The following is a 25,833-nucleotide window of genomic DNA, read 5'->3' as shown; positions in this document are numbered from 1 at the left end:
TCAGAACGTTTATGTTCCAGCACTTTGACAATTTTATTTACATCCAATCAAGATATAATCTTCAATGGCCTTGGCAACACCGTGCTGATTATTGGTTTGAGTAATAGCGGTGGCTTGAACTTTCACAGGTTCAGGGGCGTTTCCCATGGCGACTCCAAAACCAGCTAACTTTATCATCGGAAGGTCATTAAAATTATCTCCGATTGCCATGACTTGAGGAAGCGGAATTTGATAGTGTTGAGCGATTTCTTGGAGGGCATTTTCTTTGGAGACATTCTTAGCAGTGACCTCTAAGTAATTGTCTTTTGAAAGATAGAAAGCTGTATTGGGAAAATCAAGAGTTTGGAGATAATTGTAGAGACGCTGAATTATTGCAGGTTCATCAATCAAGAGAAGTTTGTGGATTGGGACAAGTACATCTAAGACAAGAATGAGTAGATTTTGAATTGTGGGGACTTCTCCAGTGATGTCAGCTTCAATCTGGATCCACTTATCAAAACGGTCGGCTAGCCAGTTCTTTCCAGAGTAGAGATTGATAGAAACTGTTGGAAATTCTTGCTTAATTAATTCAATGAAAGTCCGAATTTCTTTTTTATCCAAAGGGTGTTCAATGATAGTTTCATAATGTTGCGGATTACCTTTAATAACGAGAGCACCATTGTAGCAAGCTAAGGGATTATCACCAAGCCCTAGTTCGTGCGCGATTGGCTTCATACCAAGTGGAGAGCGAGCAGATGCCAAGACAAAGGGAATGTTTTTCTTCTTTAAAAGCGGAATTTGCTCTTTCAGATTTTTGTCAACCTGATGTTGGTCATTTAAGATGGTTCCATCAATATCACTGACAATCAAACGAATACTTTGGTTATTCATAATTGTATCCTCCGTAAATTTAGTAGATGATTTTTAAAGTGTCAGGTAGGAGTGTCTTGATTTCTGTAGTTGGCTTTTGGTCTGTAATCCAATAGTCGAATGAACTAATATCGCTTAAAATATAATTGGAATTTTTTTGCCATTTCTCCTGCTCGGCTAGCAATACTTTCGTTTGGCTATGTTGCATGACTAGTTTTTTAATATAGGCATCTTCAGCATCCTCATAGCTAACTTGTCCATTTTTCAAACTTGCTGCTCCAAAGAAAGCAATATCGAATTGAAGATGTTCTAATAATTCAGCTTCGTTTAAGGAATAATAGAAGCGGTTTTTGGGATAGAATTTGCCTCCAAGTAGATGAAAATCAATCTGTTTCTGGCCACTAAGCATGATAGCATTGTCTAAAGAATGCGAATAAATAGTGTTTTTTTGATTCATCAATTGAGCTAATTGCAAGATAATTGTTGAGACGTCAAAATAAAGCAGTTGTTCTTCCTCAATCAATTCGTACGCTTTTTGAGCAATTTTTCTTTTTTCCTTGGTAAATTTTTTGCTACGATCATTGAAGGAGAGGATTTGTTGTTTGTTTTCTAAAGGAAGGATTCCGCCATGAGTCCGTTGTACGAGCTTACGCTCATTTAAAATAGAAAAATCCCTGCGAATGGTATCTTTAGAAACGTGAAAATAGTCAACCATTTCCTTTGCAGAAAGCTGTCTTTTCTCTGCAAGTAATTCTAATATTTTATTTAATCGTTGTTCTTGATACATACTCTTCCTCCTATGATTTCATTTTAACATAGAGGATAAGTGTTTTCAAGTTTTTTTAATGCTTTATAAGTTTTTCATAGTGTGGTTCAACTGTAAAGCCTTAAGGCAAATTTAAGTTAACTTTCTTATACTATAGATAATCCTAAAAAACTTTTCTCATATTAATCTCCTAAAGAAAAAAGCAATCGAATTGTACTGCCTTCAAAAGTTGGACAAATACGATTGCTTTTTTGTGTGAAATTCATGTTATAATAAGACCATGATTTCAAAAGAATTTCAAGAGCTGATGCGAGTAGATACAATTGCCACAGCAAAAGCCTTGCTTGGCATGCAACTTTGTTTGGATGGAAAACCCGTAGGAAGAATTGTTGAAACGGAAGCTTATCTGGGTGCAAAAGATAGTGCTTGCCATAGTGCGCATGGTAAACGCAGTCCGAAAAATGAATCTATGTATTTATCAGCAGGGCATTGGTATGTCTATCAGATTTACGGTCATCAGATGCTGAATTTAGTGACGAGGGCTGAAAATATAGCAGAAGCCGTCTTGATTCGGGCCTTGGAATTACCAGATGGTACATTACTTGCTAATGGTCCGGGGAAATTAACTAAATTTGTAGGGATTAGTAAAGCTTTTGATGGTCAGAATGTACAAGAATCACGTTTGCAACTGGCAGCCGATGCACTTCCTTTGCAAATTAGTTCACGTCCACGAATCGGCGTCACCTGTACAGATCATTGGCGAGAAGAGCCACTTTGCTTTTATGTAGCTGGCAATCGTCATGTGTCAAAAATTGCAAAAATAGGGTTATTACCAGATGAAGAAACATGGAGGAGAACACTTGATGACGAAAATTGAAATTTTTGAACAGGTTGTGGCGATGATGAAACAGGATTCGTCAACCAAAAAGGATCTAAAAGGAGCAGATCCAGACATGTATCGCAGGCAAATCACAAACGAGATGAAGGATGAGGATTTTCTTTATCAAATGCGGTGTTATCTGGCAAGTTTTGGAATCATTAGTCACGTTAGTTTTCATCCCAAACATCGGCAGGCACTAGGGTTTCGGCTGAGAAAATTTGAGAATCGACTATATGTACTGAATGCAAATCCTGATACGGACTTACGCGTTGCAGACCAGATAATTTTGATAGATAATCAAACAATTCCAGCATTTTATCAAGTGCATCGTGATTATTTTGTCAGTGAGACAGAAGAGCGCCAATATATGGAGTGGGCCTACTTTGTGGCTAAATCTGATACGGTGACCTTGCTGCGAAATGGGCAAGAGCAGACAATTTCAGTACAGGAAACAAAATTGACTACACACACTCCTGCTTTTGAATATAAACAATTATCAGAAGAAACTCTATATTTGAAAATGGAAAATTTCTTTGATGAAGAAGCCATTGCAAACTTATACCAAGAAAGTAGCTCGGCTATTAACACAGCAAAGAATGTTATTGTTGATGTGCGTGTTAATCATGGTGGATCGGATTCGTTGTATTTTCCTTTATTGCAATATGCACTTTCTGATGGCAAAAGTTTTAAGGACGTGACTTTTTCTGATGATGGTATGGAAATTTTATATACTAAGCGTAATGTAGGACTGCGTTTACAAGATTTTCAAGCAATGCTAAGGCAAGAAGATATTTCGCCTGAAACTCGAAATATGCTGGAGCAGTTTATAACTGAATTGGCTGTCAATAAAGACAAGGGGTATGTACTTTATGATCAATCAGATGAAGCGATTTTACCAGATGTGACTGGACAAGCAAAACCAGAAAAATTGTTTATTTTGTCGGATGTCTACTGTGGTTCATCAGGGGATAATTTCGTTTCGATGATGAAAGCATTTGACAAAGTTACCGTGATAGGTAGACCAACTCTAGGAATTTTAGATTATTCTAATTGCTGCACAGTGGATTTTGGGGATTATGAATTTGTATTTCCGACTTCACGGAGCCTTGCCGTTGATAAAGGACAAGGAATGAATGATAAAGGAGTGATACCAGATATTTTCATCCCTTGGACACCAGAGCATTTAGAGCGAGATATTGATTTAGAAGAATGTCTCAAACTTTGTTAAAGAAAAAAGAGAATGAAGCCGAACGTGTGATTTCATAGAAATCTAGTTTCGAATTTCATTCTCGTTTTTTTTATAAAATTTTATCAGATTTTTCTACATAAAAGAGCGCAATAATCATGATGATTGTAAGAACAAGCAAAATGACGATAGCTGGTATCCAAGAGCGGAAAAAATCTGCACTGTAACCAAAGAGAGCTGGACCAAAAGAAGCAAGGACATACCCGCCTGTTTGTGCTAATCCAGATAACTGTGCGGTTTGCTCAGGACTGCTAGTTTTCATTGAAAAAGTAACCATAAGATAAGGGAAGAGTGCACTTACGGCTGTACCAATTAGAATGTTGATAATGAGCCAATACATAAAATTATTTGTCTGTATCAGTAACATGCTAATGCCGATAAGAGCGGATGATGATATTAGACCAAGCATGATGAGGCGATAACGAGGAGAGAGTCGAGTTGTCAAGCTGGGAATGGTCATTGAAAACGGCAAACTAATCAGATTAAAAACAGAAGCTAAAAATCCAGCAGAAGCATTTGAAATGCCAGCTTGCGTTGCCATAGTTGGTAGCCAGGTTAGACAAGTATAAAAAAGCAGTGATTGCAGACCACCAAAAATAATAATAGCCCAGACTTTTTTATTTTTCCAAATAGTGTTGCCTTGACTTGATTTGTCTTTGCTGACTAAGTAGTGATTGTAGGAAGTATTTGGCAACCAAACTAAAAATGCTAAAAGACAGATGGCTGTCAGACAAAGTACCAACCCTTTCCATGAACTGGCTTCTGTTATGGGCACAGCAATAGAGGAAGCGATAGCTGTTGATAATCCCATAGAAGTGATATACATCGTTGTCAATAGCCCGATCCGATGCGGTTGGTTGGCTTGGATGACGCTTGGAAGTAATACGTTAAGCACTGCAATGGAAGCTCCAATAAGAATGGTTCCCATATAAAGGAGTGGTAGATTAAAAATCCGAATTAAAGAGCCGATTGTAAGAAGAGCGAGGACAAGAGCAAACAGTTTTTCTAGCCCAATTTTACTCGCTAAACGCGCTGAAAATGAAGAACAGAGAGCGAACATGATCAAGGGCAGACTGGTCAAAAGACCAAGTGAGCTCACCGAAACATGAAGCCCACTAGCAATGTTCGTTAAAACAGTTGGAAGCGTTGTAAAAGGCGTCCGCAAAGCGACACCCACCATGATAATTCCTGGTAATAAAAAGATAGAATGTTGTTTTTTCATAAATACTCCTAAGGGGTTCTTAGAAGATTATACCATAGAAATAGCTGAAATTATAGCTCTATATTAGTGCATGAGCTCCAGATAGTAGGATGTAATAGTGGCTTCTTCAATTTTATTTCGTTGTCCTAGCCACCAAGTAACTGTTTCGATAAAAGTTGTTGTGACATAGTTTTTTAAAAATGGTTCTGGTAAATTAGATTTTTGTGTCAATAGCTTTTCGCGAATGAGAGGAAAGAGATAGTGTTCTAGCTCTAATTTTAAACGATTAATAAAATAGATATTTTTAGATAATAATAAAGTGGCTATTTTATCTTGATTTTTCCTGAAATGGTAAAAAATATGAGCTGTTGCATCAAAAAGCTCACTTGCTTGGTATCGTTCGACAAATGTATGTTGGAACAAATCTTGACACATTTCTTCAAGTAGTGCTTCTTTTGTCTCAAAATGAGCATAGAAAGTCGATCGACCTACATCTGCAAGGTCGATGATTTCTTGGACTGTGAGGCCTTCATAACTTTTTTGATTTAAAAGAGTGATGAAAGCCTGATAAATGGCTGCGCGTGATTTTTTAACTCGTCTATCCATCGTTTCCGAACAAATCTCCCTAAATGTACGCTATCAAACGAAGCATTAGATTTGTTTCTTGTTTCCTCCATTAAAATAGTAGATAATATAAGTGAACAAAGTGTTTTGTTTTGAATACATTATACAACAAATAAAATGAAATCTCAATGTGCAATTAGAAGGAGAAGATCATGAAATCAAGTAAAAATGTCTGGATTGCATTTCTGTTAAATTTTTCTTTTGCAATTATTGAATTTACCTTTGGTGTTCTTTTTAATTCTAGTGCTGTGCTAGCAGATGCGGTGCATGATACGGGTGATGCTTTAGCAATTGGCTTATCAGCATTTTTTGAAAGAATTTCCAATAGACGAGGTGATAGAAACTATACATTAGGCTATAAACGGTATAGTTTACTGGGAGCCATGTTGACCTCTACCATTTTAATAGTGGGTTCTATTCTTATTCTGGTTGAAAATGTTCCTAAATTATTTGCACCTGAACGGGTGAACTACGACGGTATGCTTGTCTTAGGCATTTTTGCAATTGTGATCAACTTTGCAGCTAGCAGGGTGGTTAGTCATGGACGTACACACAATGAATCTATTCTTAGTCTGCATTTCCTAGAAGATATTTTAGGTTGGTTGGCTGTTATTTTCGTATCCTTTATTCTTCGTTTTACAAACTGGTATTTTCTTGATCCGTTGCTTTCGCTCATCATTTCGACCTTTATCTTAAGTAAAGCACTACCAAAGTTTTGGGAAAATGTTCAAATCTTTCTTGATCACGTACCGAGTGATGTGAATTTGAACGATCTTTATGCAGAAATTCAAACAATTGAGAATATCCAAGCAATAACTCAGTTAAATGTTTGGACAACCGATGGACTAGAAAAATTTGCGATGATTCATATTTGCATGAAACATCCCGAACAACAAGCAGAAACTCAACAGCTTATTCGCCAACATCTTAAAATATATGGAATTAAAAAAGTCACCATTCAAGCAGATGAAAGTTTAGATGAGCATGAAGAATGCTGTATTGGTGGAGAGAATGAGGAATGAGGAGAAAAAAATGGAGCATTCCGCTGTTAAGGAGTTGTTGAAAAGTGTTAAATCTGTTATCAACAAATTTTCAAAAGAAGACAGTTGGGGTATTTGTTTCCTAGATGTTGAAAAAGTAGCTCAGCTTGTCATAGAGATAGGAAACTGCTAAAATGTGAATAAGCAGATATTTGATTCGTGATGTAGCTGTTAACGAACAGAAATCTCTTGCCAAAGGTTTCTACGAACATATGGGATTTGAAGTGTATAAAGGAATAGTACGTGATGAATAAGGGAATCCCTATCCTCTTCTATATATGAATTAGATAAATAATTTATAGTATTTTAGGAGTAATAGTCTGCAGACTATTTAAACAATATAAAAATCACACTAGCATTATTGTACCGCCCTCCAAAAGTATAGTCATTATTATTTATTGTCGTATGATTCTTTACTTTTTTATAATATTCATGGTCAATACCAGTAATACTCACCATATAATAATTGATTTCCCTTGGTTGAACAAAGCGACAAGAAGGATAGCTGATACCATCAATAGAAATGGGGTAGTAGTTTCTTCATAATAGTAGCACTTCCTTAGTTTATCAACTTAGCATTAGGGAAATAATGCAAAAGTCTATTGAAACAGACAAAAATGAATGTCTATTATAATGAAGAATCAAGTTCTTTCGAGAAAATATCTATTTTTTGAAAAACGATATTAGAAGTTGAATGGTACTGGATGAATATTTCTAGGCGGCCTGAGGGGATGATGTGGAGTTCCATTTTTGTTTTTCTGAAGACAATATAGATTTGGTACTAGTTCCGTAATGACTTTTTCCCTGTTCATGTAAGTACCATTGTTTCCCCAACAAGCAACTATTAAATCAGACTGTGTTACACATTCTAAAAGATAATGATCATTATCTTTCCCAATAGGATCATCAATTAAATATATATCTTTCGGATAAGTACTTCTAAAAGCAAATAAATTAGCCATAAGTAAAGTTCCATATCCCCAATCTTTTGCGAAATTTATGCATCTAGTGATTGTAGGATCATCAATATTTTCATCAGCGATTGATGGGTTTAATCCAATAAATAGAATTGTAGGTTTTGTGGAGCCCCACGTACGAGATAGTTTATAACGATAAATCTTATCTTTAGATATAATAGCTTTCTTTTCCACGATTGATTCTCTTTTTTATATTATATACTATTGATTAAAAACATAGTCAAACTAGGTGTTAAAAAAGGTAGAGATTAAATTGAAATACAGTGCAATATATCGCAATTGACAAAAAGAAAAAACGCTTGAAATCAGCGTTTTTATTTGGTATTGATTTGTATTTAACTCTTATTTAACTTCTGTAAAGGTTGTGAATGTTATTTTAGCATCCTCTAAACGCCTTCATATCAACGTTTTTAGATTATTCTATAGAAAATGTAGTCATAAATGTAGTCATTTTGCTATGCCGTCAATTTTGCAATTTCTTTGAGATAGATTTCAACTGCTTCTGCCTTCTTTTTCGGTGCCAATTCAGCATAAGTGTCCATTGTCGTTTTAATAGACTTATGTCCCATTCTTATCTGGAGTTCTTTCCAGTTGGCACCAGCATTCAGCATCAAAGAAGCATGTGTATGACGGAAAAGGTGGAAACCATAGTTTGGTAGTCCCAACTCAGTCAAACGCTTTTTAAGCGTTGCACGTTCATTTCTGTCACACATATAGTTCCCGTAAATTGTCGGGAAAATTAGATTCACAGTTGGTAAATCATTACTCACAAAGTAATCACTCATCTCAGCATGAAAAGCTTTTAAGTCATCCAAAACTTGCCTTGGAACTGCAACTCTTCTGTTACCAGCATCAGTTTTGGCACTGCTCTTGCAAACAATCTCGCCCTTAATCCCAAGTTTCTTATTTCTAGCTTTCCACATTAGTGTTTTATTGACAATAATTTCATTAGCATCAAAATCTAAATCATTAATTGTCAAAGCCAGAAGCTCGTTGATTCGAAGTGCGGAAGCTAGCAGCGTGTCGCAGATAACTTTAAATCGTCGATTAGCTCGAGTATCAGGAAGAGTATCAAGATAGTTCAGCCAAGTAGCTAAGTCCTCTCCGTGCAATACCATGATTCTCTCCTTTACCACCTTCGGTTTTGGAGGGATTTTTACTGTCCGAGCTGGATTATGAGAAAGTTCGAAATTCGTAATCCCATAATCGAAAATATCACTGAGTTTATAGATAACTGCACCGAAATCTTTTGCGTGTCCCTTTTTGGATTTTTTAACACCCGATTCAACAGACTTTTTAGATTGTTGAATCGGGTGTTAACCCAAATCTGAATATCTGCAGATTTTATTTCTTCAGGCCTATATTCTCCAAACTTAGGGATGATATAGGTATCAAGATAGCTTCGAACTCGGTTGATTGTATTCTGAGAAGTCACCCAAGTTACAAAACTGACAAACCAGGCTTCAGCTAACTCCTCGAAGTTATTAATCAATAAGGTCTCTTTCAAAGTTGCCCCCTTTGCTTCAAAATCAATCCGAGCTTGAATGATTTTCCTATCAAGACTTTTTAGAGTTTTAGCAGTTATAGATGATGTAACTTTTTTTCCAGTTTTAACGTCTACACCAATATACACACCACGTTGCGTATAACTAATAGTTCCATTATTCTTTGTAGTTTTAATGACTTTTCGATTGTTGTGAATGATAGTTTCTTTCTGCATAGTAGCCTTCTTGTTTCGGATATACAAAAGGCTAAAATAACAACCTCACATGTATTTATTGTGATAGTCTTATTTTAGCATATTTGGGGTTAAGGAGTTAAGTATTTTATAACATCTTCCATTTTGTAATAGACTGTACGTGTTCCTTCAATAGGAGGTTCAAGCCTTTTAAGACCAGTTTTCTCCCACAATTTTAAGGTGTTAGGAGAAATTTGAAGGATTGACAATAATTCTTTTTGAGTGACTATACTAGAGCTTTTCTGTTTTTCTTGCTGATGTTGCATGATAGTCAATAAGACATTCAGTAGTTGTTCAATCTGGCTCAATTTGGCGTATTCGGTATTAGTCATTATCTCCGTTCTCCTTTCTATAGCCTGAGTGACGACGTGAATCAAGATATTTTGCAAAGAAGTAGGTCTTATCAACGATAATACTTAGGAGCATTGGACTTTCATCACGAGCATATATGACAAGGTTGTTAAACTTCGTGAAATTGTGCTCCTCAATAGTATCAATTACAGTTGAAAGAAATTCATCGTTGTTATTGCTAATAAGAAACTTATCTAGTTCAAAACCGCAACCTGATTCGATATCCTCAATATCGTAAGGAGTCTTTTCAGGGTTCTCTGCGTGAATAAAATAGTCATACATACCCTTAGGTGACATAACGATTTCTACATGAGCAGGGGTATTTAGTTTTTCTGTTAGAAATTCTGAGACTTGAGAGTAGCTTTTAAGTGAATCGAAGAATAAAGTGCCATGTTTATGCGACTTCTTAAACTCACCCGTTTGCCTGTTAACATCTTTATCATGCCAAGGACTAAGCACAAATGGGATGTGCATTTCTTCAAGAATTTCCAAATAATTTTCAGGGGCACTTTCTTGATAGAGTAGAAAAGCCCATTTATTAGAACGTTTTTCTTTTGCCATAGGCAGGTACCTCATTTCTAGTTCTTATCTATTAGGAATATTTTAGGGTGATTTTGGTAGTCTTACTCCCAAAATAGTGATTATTGATTATTGATGTAATGGGGGTCGTAGTAACCCCATTACACGTGGATAGATGATTTTGAAAATACGGGGCTTTTGGCTTTCACTATGTGAGCCAAGCCCCATATTTTCCTTTATCTCTTAGTTCCTGTAAACCAAAGTTTATTACCTTTTCGATGGGGTGAAGAAAAATAATAGTGTGGATTTCTGTTTGAAATTTCTTCCTTGATATCATCTTCCATTTCTTTCAGTAACTTCTGAGCCTGTTGAGTTCTTGGAATGGCAAGTAAGATAGTGACGGTTTCTTTTCTTACATCTACCGTACACCCTAAGACAGAATGATTGAAACTTTTTAAAATGGGGTTGATGCGAGTAATGGTCTGATTCTCAATTGTATTCATTGCTTCATATTGTTCATCTTGCTTCAGAAATTGTCTCATTCTAAAAGTCTGGTAAATAGACTTGAAATAATTCCATAATGAATCTTTTAAAAATCTTTGAACTAACTCAATGATAACCAAAAGAGCAGGAACGAGAATAAGATAGAATGACAATAGTTGAATGTAATGTTCAAGAGCAGTCAGCTTATCTAGTATTGTTGTAAAAAGTCCCTGCATTCCAGAGAGTTTAGTGGTTTCTATCATTTGAATAAGTAAGTTGATTCCAATCTTAAAGAAAAAACTAAGCAAGGCAAGGACTATTAAGTTCGCATTTAGGTTGTAGGTCGTTTGAAAGAAAGTTTTTTTCATAGGTCACAGAATGCCTTTCTTTGTATAGTAAGTAGGGCAAAGGAGAGGTAAAACTTGATAAGGATGTTCATTATCAATAATCTGAATAAGTCCAGTTCCTTTTCCTATAGGGATAACAATGCCTTCAGGGTCTAGGTCAGGGAATAGAAATTGTGTTGTCTTCTTGTTGATATTACCAATTTGAATTAAGACATTTAACTGTTCCCGAACAGAAATTGGGATAGATGTATGGTCGAAACGCTGACTGACTAGAAAAAGATGGACTTTTGTAGCTCGCCCAAGCAAAGCAATTTGAGATAGAAGCGAGAAGAAAGAGTCCTTGATAGTTTTATTGACTCCCTCGGATAATGCTAGTACTTCATCAATGACGATAGTCAAATGCTCAAATGGATGGTCTGGCTTATCATAGAGAATTTCCTGTCTCTGTTGAATAAGATTCAAGCAGGCGCTTAGGTTCTCATTGATTTCTGAAACAAAGTCTGATTTAGAGCGATTTTTCTGAGGGTGTAGAACGGCAATTCCATTTTCACGAGCCCAACGGCTAGGTGTGTCAAATTTAGGGTCTACAATAATCAAGTCAGAAATATTTTTGAGCATACTGAGAAAATAGGTTAGAGCATAAGATTTACCAGATCCACTGTTTCCTGCGATAGCCATAGAAGTTACTTTGTTGTAGTCAAGAGTAAGATTTTTCATTATGGGAATCAGATTTCCCTTTTGTTTTGCCGTAAATTCTTCCAAATCAGGGATCACTAGACGTTCAGAAACGCCTGCTTTCCAAGGGAAGAAGAGCCCACGCTGGACATGAATATCATCTGTATCTAGTGCCATAAAATAGGCTGAATTTTGTTTGAGAAGAGTGAAGCGAGGATAAAGAGCAGCATTCGCAATCAGGAAAATTTTCTGATAGAGTTCATCATCAATGATATAACTCGCTGGTAAGCGAGGAAGAAAGAGGAATCCTTCTTCCATAATTTTGCAGTCAAAGCTGTTAGTATAGCTAGTTTCTCCTTGCATAATGCTTCCAAGTCCCATATTGAGGCTTTGGAGCAGGTATTGCCCCAGTTCTCTATTCGTCATTATTTGACCTCCTTGACATTGTCAGCTTTGAAGTAGACGTTAAAGCCAACTTCGCAGGCTTGAAGATTATCAAACTGTACCAATGCCATATAAGATGGTAGCTCCACTTCAGCTTCGAATTTGACGGTGAAGGGCGGAAGTCCTTTTTGTGAGAACCAAGCTTTATAAGCGATAATTTCCCCTGTTGGTTGACTGTCTTCAAATTTAATTTGTGCTTCTAGTTCGGTGCTTAAGTAGAGAATGCCCTGCTTGTTGTCAATATATTCATTAGCAGTATTGACTGAGTAGCCACCTTTGCGATTGCGTGTTTTCATTAGATTTACCTCGTATTTGATTATTTGTCTTAGCTAAGAACAATTTTAGTTTAACGTAATTTCATGAAGTAGACTGTCAGTTTTTCTGACAGTCTACTTTTAAATTTGTGGTATGAGGCAGGCTAATTCGGATAACCAATAAGTTAATTTCTAAGCTATTTGATGCGAAGTTTCTTCCTCTGGAAAATCTGAAATAAAGCTTGATAAGGAGTCTAGAAAAATTTCTTTATTTTTTTCAATGATTTGCGATACTTCTTTCTTTGAGACATTAGAAAATTTTTTTGCAATTAACTTTTTTAGAAAAGTATTTTCAAAAGTAGGATCTACCAAAATTGTAGATATTATGTTTTCAATAAGTAGTAGTTCGAATTCAATACTCGGGAAAAATAATTCCCTAGGATTTTTATAATCTAAACTGGTCTGAAAAGCTAACGAAGCATTAAAACTAATATTTCTTTTTCCCTTTAGAATTTGCCCAACTGTTGTTTCGGATAATAACTCAACTTCCCCTTCAGCTGTTTCATATCCAATTTGATTTTGTAACATTTCTCGCTCATTAAGTATTCTCTTGAGCTCTATACCTAACAGTTTGCAATATAATTCCTCTATTACACTTTTATATGTCATTTTACTTCCTTTCCGTCCTTGGACGGAATAGAAACACAGTCGTTTACCGAGTTAAGTATGAAAAAAACACACCAAAGAAACGGTGAAACATTTGACATAGCGATTACCTGAAGATGTAGCTATGTTCTGAGTTTCAATCCGTCCTTTGGTGCACCTTTGGACTTCATAATTTTCCATTGAAATAGGGATAATTACATTATAAAGTGAAAAACGTGGTATAATTAAGGTGATTTTTATAAAATAACAACTAAAAAACACCACGTTTTAAAAAGGAAGAGTATGATTTTTAAAAGGACAAAGAAGTATTTTATCGATTGTGCTTCATTGAGGCTAGATTCTAAAATTAAAATTATAAATGAGGAACGTAAGTCAAGGGCTTCAACAGAGTATTACTGGTATACAGGTCAAGAAAAGAAAATAAATAAGAAATATAAAAAACTTACGAATAGAGAGATTTCTTCAAGCAATTCTCCGTTAATTAGCCTTATTAGAAGAGGGATGGTAACCTCAAAGAATCCATATCTTTATACTCCTAATGCAATAGAAGATGTTTTGAACAATTGTAAGTTGGATGAATATGGCACAAAATTAGGTTTAGTTAGTAATGAAAAAAAGAAATATATAGCGCGTAATATAATGTTTAAATCTTATGATGAAATTTGCTTTGGTGATTATTCCGAACATTTGAAACTCACATCCTTCCTATCATCTATTATTATTTTAGATATTCTTTTTGAATCTTATGATGAAAATCTATGGAGAATAGTTTTAGGATATATGCCACTTAATATTGAATTTGAAAAAATAAGATTAGATGTTGTTGATGTTCAAAAAGTATATAGTATAATTTTTGAAGAGCATTATGAATTATTTATGACAGGGATTTTTCGAGCTACAGAAAAAGCTCTTAATGTTGATACCTTATTTTGGAAATTTTATGAAGAACGTGTAAAAAACGAATCAAAAAACATAAATAAAATAGCATTTGTTGATGTTTATCTGAACGAATTTTACACTGAGATTTTAAAGAAAAAAATAGATAAATTTATTAATGATAGTAGTTATTATGGCTATAAAGAAAAGTATGTTCATGAAAATAGTACTTATCAAAGTTTAGAGTCAATAATTTCAATTCAACAGGAGATGCGTTTGTACCAAGGTGATATGGAATCAGTTGAAATTAGAAAAAAATATGGCAATAAGGTATGGGATGATAATTTGCTAAATGCTCTAAATAAGGATAACATTGATGACGTTCTGGGTAAGTATACTGATGAATATTTAGATTATGAAGATATAGATGCCATATACGCGACATATATATTAGGACTGACAGAAAAATTACTTCATTTAATGAGTAGTTTCCAAAGTTTTAGAGAGGAAAATTCTCATTGGCAAGGTAATTATTTAGGTTATGTCAAAAAATACCAATATGGCAATGAGATCTTAGAATATATACAAACAGGAGATAAAGAGCTCCTGAGACCTTTGATTTATAAAAGCTTACAATATGGAAACAATGGATTTGCAAGAGAAAGATATTTTATAAAAAGACATCCAGATAGCTATTTAGCTCGAGAAATAAGAAAATTTCATGAATAATTATGTCCAATATGTTTATAGAAAACAATAAAATTGCCTATTTAACTCTCTAGACAGAAACTAAACATATGTTTTAGGTTACCAATATCATAGTAATTACAGGATTTATTAGTATAAAAAAATAAACATTGATGCTACACTATAGAGTCAATCTCTTGCTCCTATGCAATTATTGAGAATATAACAAAGCGAATTTGTGAACACCTAGGTAAAATGGCTCGTAGAATGAGTCTTGATAGCAAAATTAAGTTTATCTATCAAAAAATCAAAGAAAATAATCCTATTATTGATTCCAAATTAATAAGTTACCTAGAATATCAGCTAAAAGAATCTGATATCATGACTATTAATACAACAAAAAGTTATAATTGATTCATTTCATTGTTTTGATATTATTTTAAATGTAGAGTACATAATATTATTTCACGCTACGGATTGGCGTTGGGGACTTAAAACTCCTACTCTACCTATTTTTATGTTCTGAAAATCTAAACAAAAATTTATAAAAATAAAAAGACAGTAGATGTAACTCTACTGTCTCAGATTGAAGACAAAGTCCTAAGAACAGAAGTTTCTAAGGACTTTTCTTTTTGTAAAGTCGTATAATAGAGGTAAGAACAGTTGTGAGGTACTCCCTATGTTTCACAAAGAAAAACCTGATTATCATCGCTGCCAATATGGCTTCTATACGATAGACGAATTGGTCCCAGAGGATCACTTTCTTCGCCAAGTGGATTCAAAGGTTGATTTTGATTTTATCTATGACTTGGTAGAAGACACCTATAGTCCAGATAATGGTCGTCCTAGTCTCGATCCTGTCATGTTAGTCAAAATCCCTTTGATTCAATGTTTTTATGGCATTCGCTCCATGCGCCAAACCATTAAAGATATTGAAGTAAACGTAGCTTATCGTTGGTTTCTTGGACTAAGCTTGGATGACAAGGTGCCTCATTTTACCACATATGGAAAGAATTACAGTCGTCGTTTTCAAGATAAAGAATTAATTTCAGAGATATTTTCGCGAGTGCTCAATCAAGCTTTATGTGCTGGCTTAATTGATCCTTCGGAAATATTTGTGGATGGTACCCACATCAAAGCGGCAGCTAACAGTCACAAGTATCATAAGGAAATGGTTGACCAACAAGCTAAATTTATGAGTGAGCAATTGGAAATTGAGATTGATTTAGATAGGAGGAAACACGAAAAAAAGTCCTTAAAGCCCGCACAAGAAAGCGAGGCTAAGGAAAAGAAAATCTCAAGGACAGATCCTGAGAGTGGTTGGTTCCACAAGGGGGAACACAAGGAAGTATTTGCCTATTCTGCCCAAGTAGCGTGTGATAAGCATGGTTGGGCCTTGGCTTATACGGTTGAAGCAGGAAATGTTCATGATAGTCAGGCTTTCCCTGCCCTTTTTTCAAAGTTAGAACCCTTCTCCCCACGCTACATTATTGCGGATTCAGGCTATAAGACCCCAGCTATTGCTCATTATTTATTAAGAGCGAAACATCATTCCTGTTTTCCCTTATACTCGTCCAAAGGGGGTAAAGGGAAACTTAAAACCCAGTGATTTTATTTATGATGCTTTCTATGACTGTTACCTCTGCCCAGAGAACCAAGTGTTAAGCTATCGCACGACGACTCGAGAAGGTTATCGTGAGTATAAGAGTCATCCAAAAGTATGTGTTTCCTGTCCCCTCTTATCCGTTTGTACCCAAAGCCAGAATCAGCAGAAAGTCATCACAAGACATGTATGGAAAGAGGCCCTTGAATTTTGTGAAGAGATTCGACACCGAAGAGGGATGAAGGAACTTTATAAGAAGCGCAAAGAAACAATCGAGCGGCTCTTTGGTACAGCCAAAGAGTACCACAACCTCCGTTATACAAGAGAGAAAGGCAAGTCCAAGATGGAAGATAAGGTTGGGCTTACTTTGGCGTGTTTGAATCTTAAAAAACTAGTAAAAATGAGGGTGGACAAGCCTTTTTATTTTGTTCAAATGACCGTTATTCTATCAAAAGATGATATATTAGCCTGACAAACAGAAAAAGACAAACACCATTTGGAATGTTTGTCTTCGATCTGAGACAGTAGATGTAACTCTACTGTCTTTAAAATATCACAACATCCAATTAATTTTAATTGCATTACATTAAGTTTTTAAAACTATCATAATACATCCTAGAATAAACTTGTCAAGCATAGTTTAATACTCTTCTACTTCAAATTTAGGTAAACTATTAATTAAATCAACCGTTTGAATAGATACATTGATGATTCTCAATAACAAATTGAAGATATATTTCTCGTCTTCACTATATTCATTTGGATCATCTGTAATTCCAGATTTTTTATCAGTTTTAACTTGATACTGATCTATTATCCATTCAATAGCAGAGCGTCCATTTACAACATATTCATACGCTTTTTCAGGAATATTACTAATGTTGATGTCGCTGTTAAATATGATTGTAGATAGATCATTTACTGATTTTCCTTTTTCATCACGCTTTTTAGCGAATCTCATCTTGGTTACTTTGTAACTTGGCTTCTCTGCTATCGTAATTTCAACTCCATCATAAACAGGAACTTCTTCGTAGTTAAGATGTAAGTCCATCAATTTCTGACCAACTTCAACATACTTTTCTTTATTCTTAACAATTGGAATTCGAGCTAAGTCTTTCTTCAAATCGTTGGCATACCTCTCCTGATATTCCCTAGAATTTAGCAATCCATATACATAAGCAAATGTTTCATCAAGACTTAATCCTAACTTATCAGCAAACTCTTGATTCATATTATCGTTACTTTGAAACAATGATGCTTCATCAACTTCATTATCATAACGCATGAACCCTTGACCTGTATCCATCGTATGCTGATTAGGCATAAACTTACTAACTAGAACAGAAAAATCTCTTGAAACTCCTCGACCTGTTGTATTGATGACAAGATTATTCTGACCGAATTTATTGTAGTAGAGACGGGCTTCTTCATTAAGTGCCTTATCATGATAGACCCATTTCTTAGTAAACGGTCTATAAAGGCTGATTTTTAAATGACTTTGATGGAATTCTAGTTCAATATCATTTACAGCAAATCTTTCAAGTTTACGTGACCAGTTGATGTGATCAGATTTTCTATTCAGCAAATCCTTTCGTTCATTAACTGGAAAATTTTTCAAACGTTTCAACTCATTATTATAATTTTGAACAAGTCTTTCTGTATTTTGAGCTACTTTCTCTTTTGAATAGCCATAGACCCAAGCATCCCTACTAGTCAATATCCCCATTGAATTATTATTGAACACAGAAGTAGACTCTCCTGCTAAACTAGCATATTTCTGATAATTCGGATCTCTTTGATTAAGCCAATCGTTGTTTTCATCAGGAATAATCTCTTGCCAATCTAGTCGTGAAATATCAGCAAATTCAGAAATAATTGCTAGTTTTTCCTTTTGTGATAAATAATCACCAATATCATGATAGTGAAGTTCATGACTATCTGAATCATCTTTAACTAATATTGAAACTGCCACGGATGTTCGAGTTCCAGCACCGAACACATTTCCTCCTTCTTTCTTACGAATTTCACCGAGTCCAAGGGCATTCCCTCTCATATTAAAAATATAGAGATGATTAAAGTCTTCATATAAACCAGCTCTAAGACCGTCCGTTGAATTTGAATTCAGATATCCTCCATTTGTTACAAAACCAATGACTCCTTGATTTGTAAGACGATCTGATGCCCAACGGAAGGCTTTTACATAAGAATCATACAATCCACGAGTCAATCCCGCATTTGATTTTGATACATAGGTGTCTGCCAAACGTTTATCTAAATTAGGATAAGAAATGTTTTGATTATTATCATTCTGACTCCCTTGCCCGATTGAATATGGTGGATTACCAATGATGGCAGTAATTGGTTTTTCTTGCTGGCGTTTTAGACGTCTGTCATTTGTACCAAAGAAGGAATCATCAAGCGTATCTTCTGTTTCTGTTGATTCAAAGGTATCTGTTAATACAATTCCTTCAAATGGTGTATACGGTTCATCACCATTAATTTCATCAAATACAGCTTCAATATTAATAGCAGCAATGTAATAGCTTAAAAGAACAATTTCATTAGCATGCAGTTCTTGTGTATATTTTCTTAGAATATCGTCAAAGGTAATTTCACCACTATCCATCAGTGATTTCAAGTAATGTAATGTTCTCGTTATAAATGTTCCAGTTCCAGTAAATGGATCTAAAATATGAACATTTTCACTTGCTAAGGTCTTGCCGAAGTGTTTTCTCAGTACTACATCGACTGATTTGACAATAAAATCTACAACTTCTACGGGAGTGAAGACAATACCTAATCTTTCTGTGGTTGATTTGAAACCAGTAGAAAAGAATTTATCATATAGAGTAATAATAATTTTCTGCTTAGCCTGAGCATTGTCAATCCCCTCTGCACGTAGACGAACCGAATCATAAAATGGTTGCAACTCTTTCTGCTCTTTTTCAAAACCAAATTGTGATAATTCTTCTACAATTTGTTCCATCGCAGAACTTACTGGATTATTCTTAACAAAGCTGTACTCACCAAAAAGTGCATCAAAAATTGGCAAAGTGATTAAGTGTTGCGCCAACATCTCAATCGCTTGACTTTGGTCAATCGATTCATTGATATTGTGTTGTAAGCTATGAAGGAATTTGTCAAAAGCAGATTTACTATCAGGATTTTGTTCTAAGATGAATTCAATCCCTTGAATATGACGTCTTGCAATATCAGCAACATCTTTTGACCAATCCTCAAGATAACGTCTATCACCAACTTTTTGAACAATCTTTCCATAAATTGCACCTTCGACAGCTTCCCATTCAAGTTCAAGTTCTGTTTGGTAAGCAACTATTGGCTCTTTCACATAACTATCATTGAAATTAGGATCGTCTGGTGCACCACCAACCCCAATAACTTGGATATTTTTGGGTTTTTGTTTATTTAATTCCAATTTATTAACTGTAGCTTCAAAACGTTCATCTACTGAACGCAGTGCGTTTAACACCTGCCAAATAACATCGTATGTTTTATTGTTATCGAGAATTGTTTCTGGTGTCTCACCTGCTGGAACTACAATTGGTAGAATAATGTAGCCATATTCTTTTCCTTCAAATTTACGAATGATTCGTCCGACAGCCTGAACAATATCTACCTGTGATTTTCGAGGAGACAGGAAGATAATAGCATCAAGGTTAGGAACATCAATCCCTTCTGTTAGGAAGCGAACATTTGATAAAATACGTGCTGAATCTTCGGGTATATCATCGCTTGCTAACCAATCTAATGCCTCATTTTTCTCAAGGGCATTCATGCTACCATCAACATGACGAACATTAACATAATAACCATCTTCGCTATTGAGGTAATCATTAACTACGTTTTCAAATTGCGCTGACAGGCGTTGACTATCTTTGATAGTACGTGAAAAGGCAATTGCCCGTTTCATCGGTTCACCAGAAACCTTATCCGCAAAACTCTCACGCTTAATCATCCCATTCCAAACACCAATAATACGTCCGACATCATCAATGTTTAACCCGTTTTCAGAATCCGACAGGGACTTCTGCATATCTTTCTGAACAACTGTTTCATCAACTGCTAAAACCATCAGTTTATAATCAGTAAGAATGTCATGACTAATAGCATCTCCAAAACCTAAACGATAGAACACACGACCATATAGGCTTTCATCATCCATACTAGAAATAATGATTGAATTTTCTTCTGCTTTTTTCTTAGCATCAGTACCATATAATTTCGGTGTTGCTGTTTGGTAAAGGCGTTTTGTCCCCTTTACATTTAGATCACTATGTACCTTCGTAAACGCTGATGCTTCAGCACCAAGAGCTTTTGCACCTGTAGTACGGTGAGCTTCATCAGCGATAATTAAATCAAACTCTGGGAAACCATCCTTTTGTGCTTCACCAAGAACATCAATTGACTGATAAGTTCCAAAAACCACTAATAGTTCTTTTTTGGGTCTTGTCATTAATTCTAGATAATTCTCAACAACTTTTTTTGATGAGGTTGTTGCTGGATAACCAATATCACTAGCTTTAATTGTTATATTGGACTCGTCTTGCTTGACACTGCCACGACTAGCATTTCTATCACTAGTAACTGCCATAGAAGACATTGTCATTTCCGTATCATTATTCCACCCTCTCAAGGTTTGCGTAAGTAGTTGAATACTAGGTACCAGATAAAGAATAGTGTATTGTTCCTTAGAAGCCTCTCTCGCCATTGCTTCAGCAATTTTTAAACTTGTAAAAGTCTTACCTGTTCCTGGAGCCATGATTAGCTGTCCACGATCATTTTTTCTAAAATGATTCAATGCAGAGTCAATAGCATTCTTTTGATAGTATCTTAATCCCTTTTTAGCTTTTACAGTTACTACTTCTGGTGATTCAAAAGAGAATTTTGTCCAATCAATTTGAGAATTTCTAAGATCTGAAAGCCCAATACGAATAACATCGCTTCGGTCTGCTAGAGCTTTCTCAGCATTTTTGCCCCATCTATCAGTAGAAGCAACGATAATACCTGATTCGTAATAGTCTTTTCCAAGCTCCCCTAAAAAAGAATCAATATTAGATTTTTGGATAGTATGTTTATAGAATTTTGCCTGAATCGCTACTAATTCACCAGTAAATTTTTCAGCAACTAAATCTACTCCAAGATCAACTTTAGGTACTCCAAATTCCTCTGGAACATCTGCTAGCATCCATACATTCTTAAACTCATTCTGGTATGTTGGTTCATTTTGAAAATAGGCACGTGCTAAATACTCAAAGTATGTTCCTCTATCACGTTGCGTTTCAGCAAGTTCATTAATCTGATGTACTAGGTTATCAAAAGTCATTTTATTTCTCCGTTTTGAAAGATAAACTATTATTTAAATAGTAGCCAACCAAAAGCTTACAATACTGTTTTTGTTACTATTATACCATACTTAGATAATTCATATTATTGCTATTTATAATCAGTAAAATAGCAACTATAAGAATAGTTGCTACAGGATTTTATGAAGGAGTTTAATTTATAGTTGGATTACTTTTAATAGCTTAGAATGAATTATTTTCCCATTAAAATACGATAATTTTTTTTCGATTTCAGAGATAAAAGCTATTCTAGCAGGAACAGATTTTTCCTTAGAATTATTTACATCGAAATCTTGCTCGCAAGGAATAAAGTTTAATTCATCCGATAAATGATTGAAAACAACTTTTGGAATTTTTAAACTACATAGATAATACCTAGTTTCATCATTTCGAAAAATTCTTAGGTAGAAGTTGTTCCACTTATCTTGCACTAGAAACAATCTGCATTCTCCATAATACATTACAAGATGGTCAGATTCTTCCATTTTTCTTAACTGTAATGATCTTCGAGGCAAGTATTTTCTAATACCATTTTCATTTGTCAATTCGTAATTTTCATCATCACCTTCATCAACATCAACATCATCATTAGGATTTTGATTTTGAGGTAGATTTACCACAATTATTCTATCATCTAAAATACGTTCTAACATTTGTTCAGCTCTGTCAGGAGCGATTTGATCATAGAATACTCTTAATTCTCTTCTAGCAGCAGGTTTAAGTAAGTACTCACAATTTTCTGTATGAACAGAGTTGGGGTAAGCAGCAAGGTAAATTCCATTACTATTCTCTTTTATAGATAATCGTACTTGTTTACACCCAGGACATAGTAGTTGACCTCTGTATCTGTCTCTTGTTGCTTGTTTGTTTCTATAGAATTCCTCTTCTAGTACGTGAAGTTCAAGTATTTCATTGTTGCTTATACAGTACTGATATTTATTTGTTTCAGGCATAATTATTCCTTTTTAATTATATAAATGAAAGGTAAAGATGTTTGTATTTTATTATACCATAATAGTACAAAATACTCTAATACATAAGGTATCCATAGTTGTTACTAAAGGGTAGGTGGTAGCATAAGCTAGTGAACAAAGAAATTATTTGTTGTAAGTGTATTAAGTGTAAAAATTTTAAGATGTTAATGTTATAATAAACTGGAGGAATTTTTATGGAAGAAAATTTAAACCCTAATATTGACCCACGTATAAAATTCAAATTATTACCACCAGCTACTATTATTAAAAATTTTGTTGATGGAGAGCCCGATTGTAATTATGAGAACTATTTACTAGAGCTACTTAATAAGTCATCTCATTTTAAAGATAAAGGGCAATCTCCTTTCTCTAAACCGTTAAATGAAAATAATGGTCAATGTGATGCAATATCGAAAAATTATGAAATAGACTTTAAATTATTATCATCAAGCACTAGATTACAAGCTAGTCATTTGTTTTCTCCGGGCATTAGCAATTATGGCGATGGTATAATTGGTATTCATGAAAGTAAAAAGAAATTCGGTGAAGTAAAAGCTACTCAGATTCATGTTGCATTCCGAACAAGAGATATATCAGAGCTCACTCGATTAGGGGAAAACTTTTTAAATATTAGAAAGTATGGTATTGAAAGAGATATCATAAAAGTGTTGAAAATGCTTGAAAAACAGAAAAACCTTTTATTATTTTTTCCATATTCGTTTGAGCTGATTGATATACTCGAGACAGATAATTCGGATGATATTATTGTAAGCGCGTTAAATTATGATTTCCACTCACTATTTGAATACAGAAGTTTAAAAGCGAAGGGATTTGATACCTATTTTGTAACTATATTTCAAGATAGATTTTATATTTTTTCTATTCTTGACGACACCCTCTGTTTAATTGAGAAAGTAGATTGTATGTTACTGCCTACATTTATTAAATTAAAGAATTACCATCTATAAGGAGGACGAGTTATTGATCAATCCAGATTTTTACAAAAGACTAGCAAAGATATTCTGTGGAGATGAGACAGAGCTGTTTACTTATAAATCAGGGCCTCAGCTAGTTTCTTTTTTCAATACCCATTTCCATACTCAAGATAGTTATGGTCAGGGTTTTCCTACAAGATGGATATATGTGAATGACAAGCTGTTGGACTTTTCATCTAGAGGCATTATCAATTCATTTTTCAACCTTATACTCAGCAAACAATATCTTTTAACAGAGCGTCAGATAAGTGAAGTGGATGCTATAGAGCATCAGCAGAAAATAATAAATGAATTAGATAAAATTTGTTCCGTTTATTCTTTAAAACTCTCAAGAAAAGGAAATGAATTTTATTTAGTAGAAATTGATTTAGATTTAGTTGAGATTGGAAAGGGTGGCTTTGCTGATATTTATTTCCAAAAATCTACAGGATTAGTGGTAAAAAAACTAAATGAGGAATCTGTGAGACGACAATCGTTGAGAAGTAGGTTAAAAAGAGAGTATGAAATAACTAAGTCTTGTTCGGATATTGAGAGTATTATTCGAGTATTTGATTTCGATAGTAGTAATTGTTCATACACAATGGAAAAAGCCGATGATACATTGGGAAATTATATTGAAGCAAGTGAGCTGACAGAGGATTCTAAGCTCAATATATTGCGTCAAATACTTTATACTATGTCTCTTGTCCACCAAAGAGATGTTCTGCATAGAGACTTAAGTCCAACCACTGTTTTCTTCGTGAATGGGATAATTAAGATTGCTGATTTTGGATTAGGAAAAAACCTAAATACTCTGACTTCTCATCAAACAATGGATACAACTTCTTTCGGTCAACTCTTTTATTGCGCACCAGAGCAACTATCGCTCTTAAAAGATGCAGATAAACGAAGTGATGTGTATTCACTGGGGCGTATTATTAATTTTGTTATGACTAAAAATCCTAATATTTTTTCACATTCTCTTCGTTCTGTTAGTGAAAAAGCTACGAATTTAGAACCTGATTATAGGTATCAAGACGCTACTGAAATGCTGAATGCATTAAATGCTTGGCTGAGCATTAGAAGTGGCGAAACTTTTAAGAAAACTATATGGGAAAAAATTGATCACGGTATTTTTGATGATGACATAGAAAACTATATTTACGAAATGACAGCAAGAGAGTTATGTCGAGCATGCATCAAAAAAAGTGATGTTTTTATTGAAAGCTTAATGGTCTTTATGAAGTTAGATGATACGCACGCGATTTATATCATTCAGACGATTCATTCTAACTACGAGCAATATTTGAAACGATTTGAAGATGCAGATCCTTTCGCCTCTCTTTCTTATAGAATTTTAAAGGGACAATTTTCCTTCAATGTTAATGAAGTTGCTGCTCAGATTTTACACTATGTAGCTTATGAAGTTGAGCGCTTTTCTGCTCAGCGTAAGATAGATAACTTAATTGAAAATGGGATTGAACCAATGATTGAGTCAATATTAGAAAGATAGATCAGGAGGAAATGTAATGACAAATGATGAATATTTCAATGAAATAGAGACATATTTTAATAAATTAAGAGAATATCGTGAAGAATCAAAGTCAATAGCTACAGATATTATTGATGAAAATTTTACTAAAGATGATATGTTTTTTATTTCTGCACTTAACAGACGAGTTCAATTTATTGATGGAATAATAGACTTATTAAGAACGAGAAATCTGACTTGTGCAGGAATTTTAGTACGAACACAACTTGATAACCTTATGAGAGTTTTCGCAGCTTTTATATCAGAAGACAGAAGATTATTTATTAAAGAGACTTTAAGTGGTACAGCTATTAGAAAAATGAGAGATAATCAAAACAGGAAGATGACTGATTTCAATCTTAAGAAAAGGATGTCAGAGTATTTTCCTGAGATTGAAGAGATATACAATAAATCATCTGGCTATGTTCATTTATCAGAAATAGCATTTCATCAGGCTTTTTGGACAGATCAATCTGATGGAGATTTTCGAATTAGACTTTCAGTTGGCTTGGCTCCTAGAGAAGAACTAAATCCTATTCTAATTGAGTGTGCCGAAGTATTCTGTCACTTTACAGAGATTGAATATGGTTTTTACCAAAAAATCATTGATTCAAAAAAAGTTTTTGATAATAAACAAAAAGAGATTTAAAAATCAATATGAACTATGTTGAAATTGAAATATCAATCTTGATAAAAATAGAAGATTTAATAATAAGATAAAATGAATTATGAAGATAGAGAATATTGCTTCAAAAATCACATTAA

At 34.4% G+C, this 25,833-nt stretch carries 21 protein-coding genes and 3 pseudogenes; 10 read left to right on the top strand and 14 right to left on the bottom strand.

Annotated features, from left to right (window positions below):
- Positions 1-33 precede the first annotated feature (33 nt).
- Both H8787_RS09655 and H8787_RS09650 read right to left on the bottom strand, forming a co-directional pair.
- Positions 34-870 carry a Cof-type HAD-IIB family hydrolase gene (locus tag H8787_RS09655; protein ID WP_037598325.1) on the bottom strand — a complete coding sequence of 279 codons (837 nt, stop codon included), beginning with the start codon at positions 868-870 and terminating at the stop codon, positions 34-36.
- Positions 871-889: 19 nt separating this feature from the next.
- Positions 890-1,636, bottom strand: coding sequence for a DeoR/GlpR family DNA-binding transcription regulator (locus H8787_RS09650; protein ID WP_187327950.1), 747 nt, complete (start codon positions 1,634-1,636; stop codon positions 890-892).
- A gap of 259 nt (positions 1,637-1,895) precedes the next feature.
- On the opposite strand from H8787_RS09650, the gene H8787_RS09645 reads away from it, so the two are divergent.
- Together H8787_RS09645 and H8787_RS09640 are read left to right on the top strand one after the other, a co-directional pair.
- On the top strand, positions 1,896-2,492 hold the full coding sequence (locus tag H8787_RS09645) for a DNA-3-methyladenine glycosylase (RefSeq protein WP_003071561.1): 597 nt from the start codon (positions 1,896-1,898) through the stop codon (positions 2,490-2,492).
- On the top strand, positions 2,479-3,723 hold the full coding sequence (locus H8787_RS09640; protein WP_187327949.1) for a S41 family peptidase: 1,245 nt from the start codon (positions 2,479-2,481) through the stop codon (positions 3,721-3,723). Before H8787_RS09645 ends, H8787_RS09640 begins: the two co-directional genes overlap by 14 nt.
- Before the next feature lie 70 nt (positions 3,724-3,793).
- Here H8787_RS09640 and H8787_RS09635 read toward each other — a convergent pair whose 3' ends face one another.
- Together H8787_RS09635 and H8787_RS09630 are read right to left on the bottom strand one after the other, a co-directional pair.
- The gene (locus H8787_RS09635; protein WP_049476416.1) at positions 3,794-4,963 is read right to left on the bottom strand and encodes a CynX/NimT family MFS transporter; all 1,170 of its coding nucleotides are present in this window, start codon (positions 4,961-4,963) and stop codon (positions 3,794-3,796) included.
- A gap of 63 nt (positions 4,964-5,026) precedes the next feature.
- Positions 5,027-5,548: a TetR/AcrR family transcriptional regulator gene (locus H8787_RS09630; protein WP_037598336.1), complete on the bottom strand. Its 522-nt coding sequence runs from the start codon at positions 5,546-5,548 to the stop codon at positions 5,027-5,029.
- A 170-nt stretch (positions 5,549-5,718) separates the two neighbouring features.
- Here H8787_RS09630 and H8787_RS09625 point away from each other — a divergent pair, with 170 nt between their 5' ends.
- From H8787_RS09625 to H8787_RS10190, 3 genes and pseudogenes are all read left to right on the top strand, one after another.
- Entirely contained in the window at positions 5,719-6,588 is an 870-nt protein-coding gene (locus H8787_RS09625; RefSeq protein WP_006269331.1) for a cation diffusion facilitator family transporter, read from the top strand.
- A 10-nt stretch (positions 6,589-6,598) separates the two neighbouring features.
- Entirely contained in the window at positions 6,599-6,739 is a 141-nt protein-coding gene (locus H8787_RS09620) for a hypothetical protein (protein ID WP_003071554.1), read from the top strand.
- 25 nt (positions 6,740-6,764) lie between these two features.
- Positions 6,765-6,860, top strand: a pseudogene (locus tag H8787_RS10190) (GNAT family N-acetyltransferase); the annotation flags it as partial.
- A 429-nt stretch (positions 6,861-7,289) separates the two neighbouring features.
- On the opposite strand, the gene H8787_RS09615 reads toward H8787_RS10190, so the two are convergent.
- From H8787_RS09615 to H8787_RS09580, 8 genes and pseudogenes are all read right to left on the bottom strand, one after another.
- Positions 7,290-7,757, bottom strand: a complete 468-nt coding sequence (locus tag H8787_RS09615) for a DUF1643 domain-containing protein (RefSeq protein ID WP_049492368.1) — start codon at positions 7,755-7,757, stop codon at positions 7,290-7,292.
- Between the two features lie 281 nt (positions 7,758-8,038).
- Positions 8,039-9,303: pseudogene (locus tag H8787_RS09610) on the bottom strand (tyrosine-type recombinase/integrase).
- 89 nt (positions 9,304-9,392) lie between these two features.
- Entirely contained in the window at positions 9,393-9,653 is a 261-nt protein-coding gene (locus H8787_RS09605; protein WP_187327948.1) for a MerR family transcriptional regulator, read from the bottom strand.
- The gene (locus H8787_RS09600; protein WP_187327947.1) at positions 9,646-10,233 is read right to left on the bottom strand and encodes a replication protein; all 588 of its coding nucleotides are present in this window, start codon (positions 10,231-10,233) and stop codon (positions 9,646-9,648) included. Before H8787_RS09600 ends, H8787_RS09605 begins: the two co-directional genes overlap by 8 nt.
- Positions 10,234-10,427: 194 nt before the next feature.
- Positions 10,428-11,042 (bottom strand): hypothetical protein, encoded by a 615-nt coding sequence (locus H8787_RS09595; protein WP_187327946.1) that lies wholly within the window; start codon positions 11,040-11,042, stop codon positions 10,428-10,430.
- A 3-nt stretch (positions 11,043-11,045) separates the two neighbouring features.
- Positions 11,046-12,122: a cell division protein FtsK gene (locus H8787_RS09590; RefSeq protein WP_187327945.1), complete on the bottom strand. Its 1,077-nt coding sequence runs from the start codon at positions 12,120-12,122 to the stop codon at positions 11,046-11,048.
- Positions 12,122-12,436, bottom strand: a complete 315-nt coding sequence (locus H8787_RS09585; RefSeq protein WP_187327944.1) for a hypothetical protein — start codon at positions 12,434-12,436, stop codon at positions 12,122-12,124. The genes H8787_RS09590 and H8787_RS09585 overlap by 1 nt, the downstream gene beginning before the upstream one ends.
- 150 nt (positions 12,437-12,586) lie before the next feature.
- Entirely contained in the window at positions 12,587-13,063 is a 477-nt protein-coding gene (locus tag H8787_RS09580; RefSeq protein ID WP_187327943.1) for a hypothetical protein, read from the bottom strand.
- A 279-nt stretch (positions 13,064-13,342) separates the two neighbouring features.
- Between H8787_RS09580 and H8787_RS09575 the strand changes: the two genes are divergently transcribed.
- Both H8787_RS09575 and H8787_RS09570 read left to right on the top strand, forming a co-directional pair.
- A complete protein-coding gene (locus H8787_RS09575) occupies positions 13,343-14,665 on the top strand; it encodes a hypothetical protein (RefSeq protein WP_187327942.1) in 1,323 nt (440 codons plus the stop codon).
- Between the two features lie 637 nt (positions 14,666-15,302).
- Positions 15,303-16,698: pseudogene (locus H8787_RS09570) on the top strand (IS1182 family transposase).
- 168 nt (positions 16,699-16,866) lie between these two features.
- Here H8787_RS09570 and H8787_RS09565 read toward each other — a convergent pair.
- Together H8787_RS09565 and H8787_RS09560 are read right to left on the bottom strand one after the other, a co-directional pair.
- Complete coding sequence (locus H8787_RS09565) at positions 16,867-21,570, bottom strand: DEAD/DEAH box helicase (protein WP_187327941.1); 4,704 nt, start codon at positions 21,568-21,570, stop codon at positions 16,867-16,869.
- 177 nt (positions 21,571-21,747) lie between these two features.
- A complete protein-coding gene (locus H8787_RS09560; RefSeq protein ID WP_187327940.1) occupies positions 21,748-22,542 on the bottom strand; it encodes a hypothetical protein in 795 nt (264 codons plus the stop codon).
- Between the two features lie 215 nt (positions 22,543-22,757).
- Between H8787_RS09560 and H8787_RS09555 the strand changes: the two genes are divergently transcribed.
- The 3 genes from H8787_RS09555 to H8787_RS09545 are packed head-to-tail and all read left to right on the top strand — an operon-like array spanning position 22,758 to position 25,717.
- Positions 22,758-23,531, top strand: a complete 774-nt coding sequence (locus H8787_RS09555; RefSeq protein ID WP_084972060.1) for a hypothetical protein — start codon at positions 22,758-22,760, stop codon at positions 23,529-23,531.
- A 13-nt stretch (positions 23,532-23,544) separates the two neighbouring features.
- Entirely contained in the window at positions 23,545-25,050 is a 1,506-nt protein-coding gene (locus tag H8787_RS09550; protein WP_187327939.1) for a protein kinase domain-containing protein, read from the top strand.
- Positions 25,051-25,066: 16 nt separating this feature from the next.
- A complete protein-coding gene (locus tag H8787_RS09545) occupies positions 25,067-25,717 on the top strand; it encodes a hypothetical protein (protein ID WP_187327938.1) in 651 nt (216 codons plus the stop codon).
- Positions 25,718-25,833 lie beyond the last annotated feature (116 nt).

The organism is Streptococcus sp. NSJ-72 (assembly GCF_014334035.1).
GTDB classification, from domain to species: Bacteria; Bacillota; Bacilli; order Lactobacillales; family Streptococcaceae; genus Streptococcus; species Streptococcus constellatus.
Note: the sequence above shows the minus strand (reverse complement) of the source record. Positions and strands in the feature narration are given on the sequence as shown.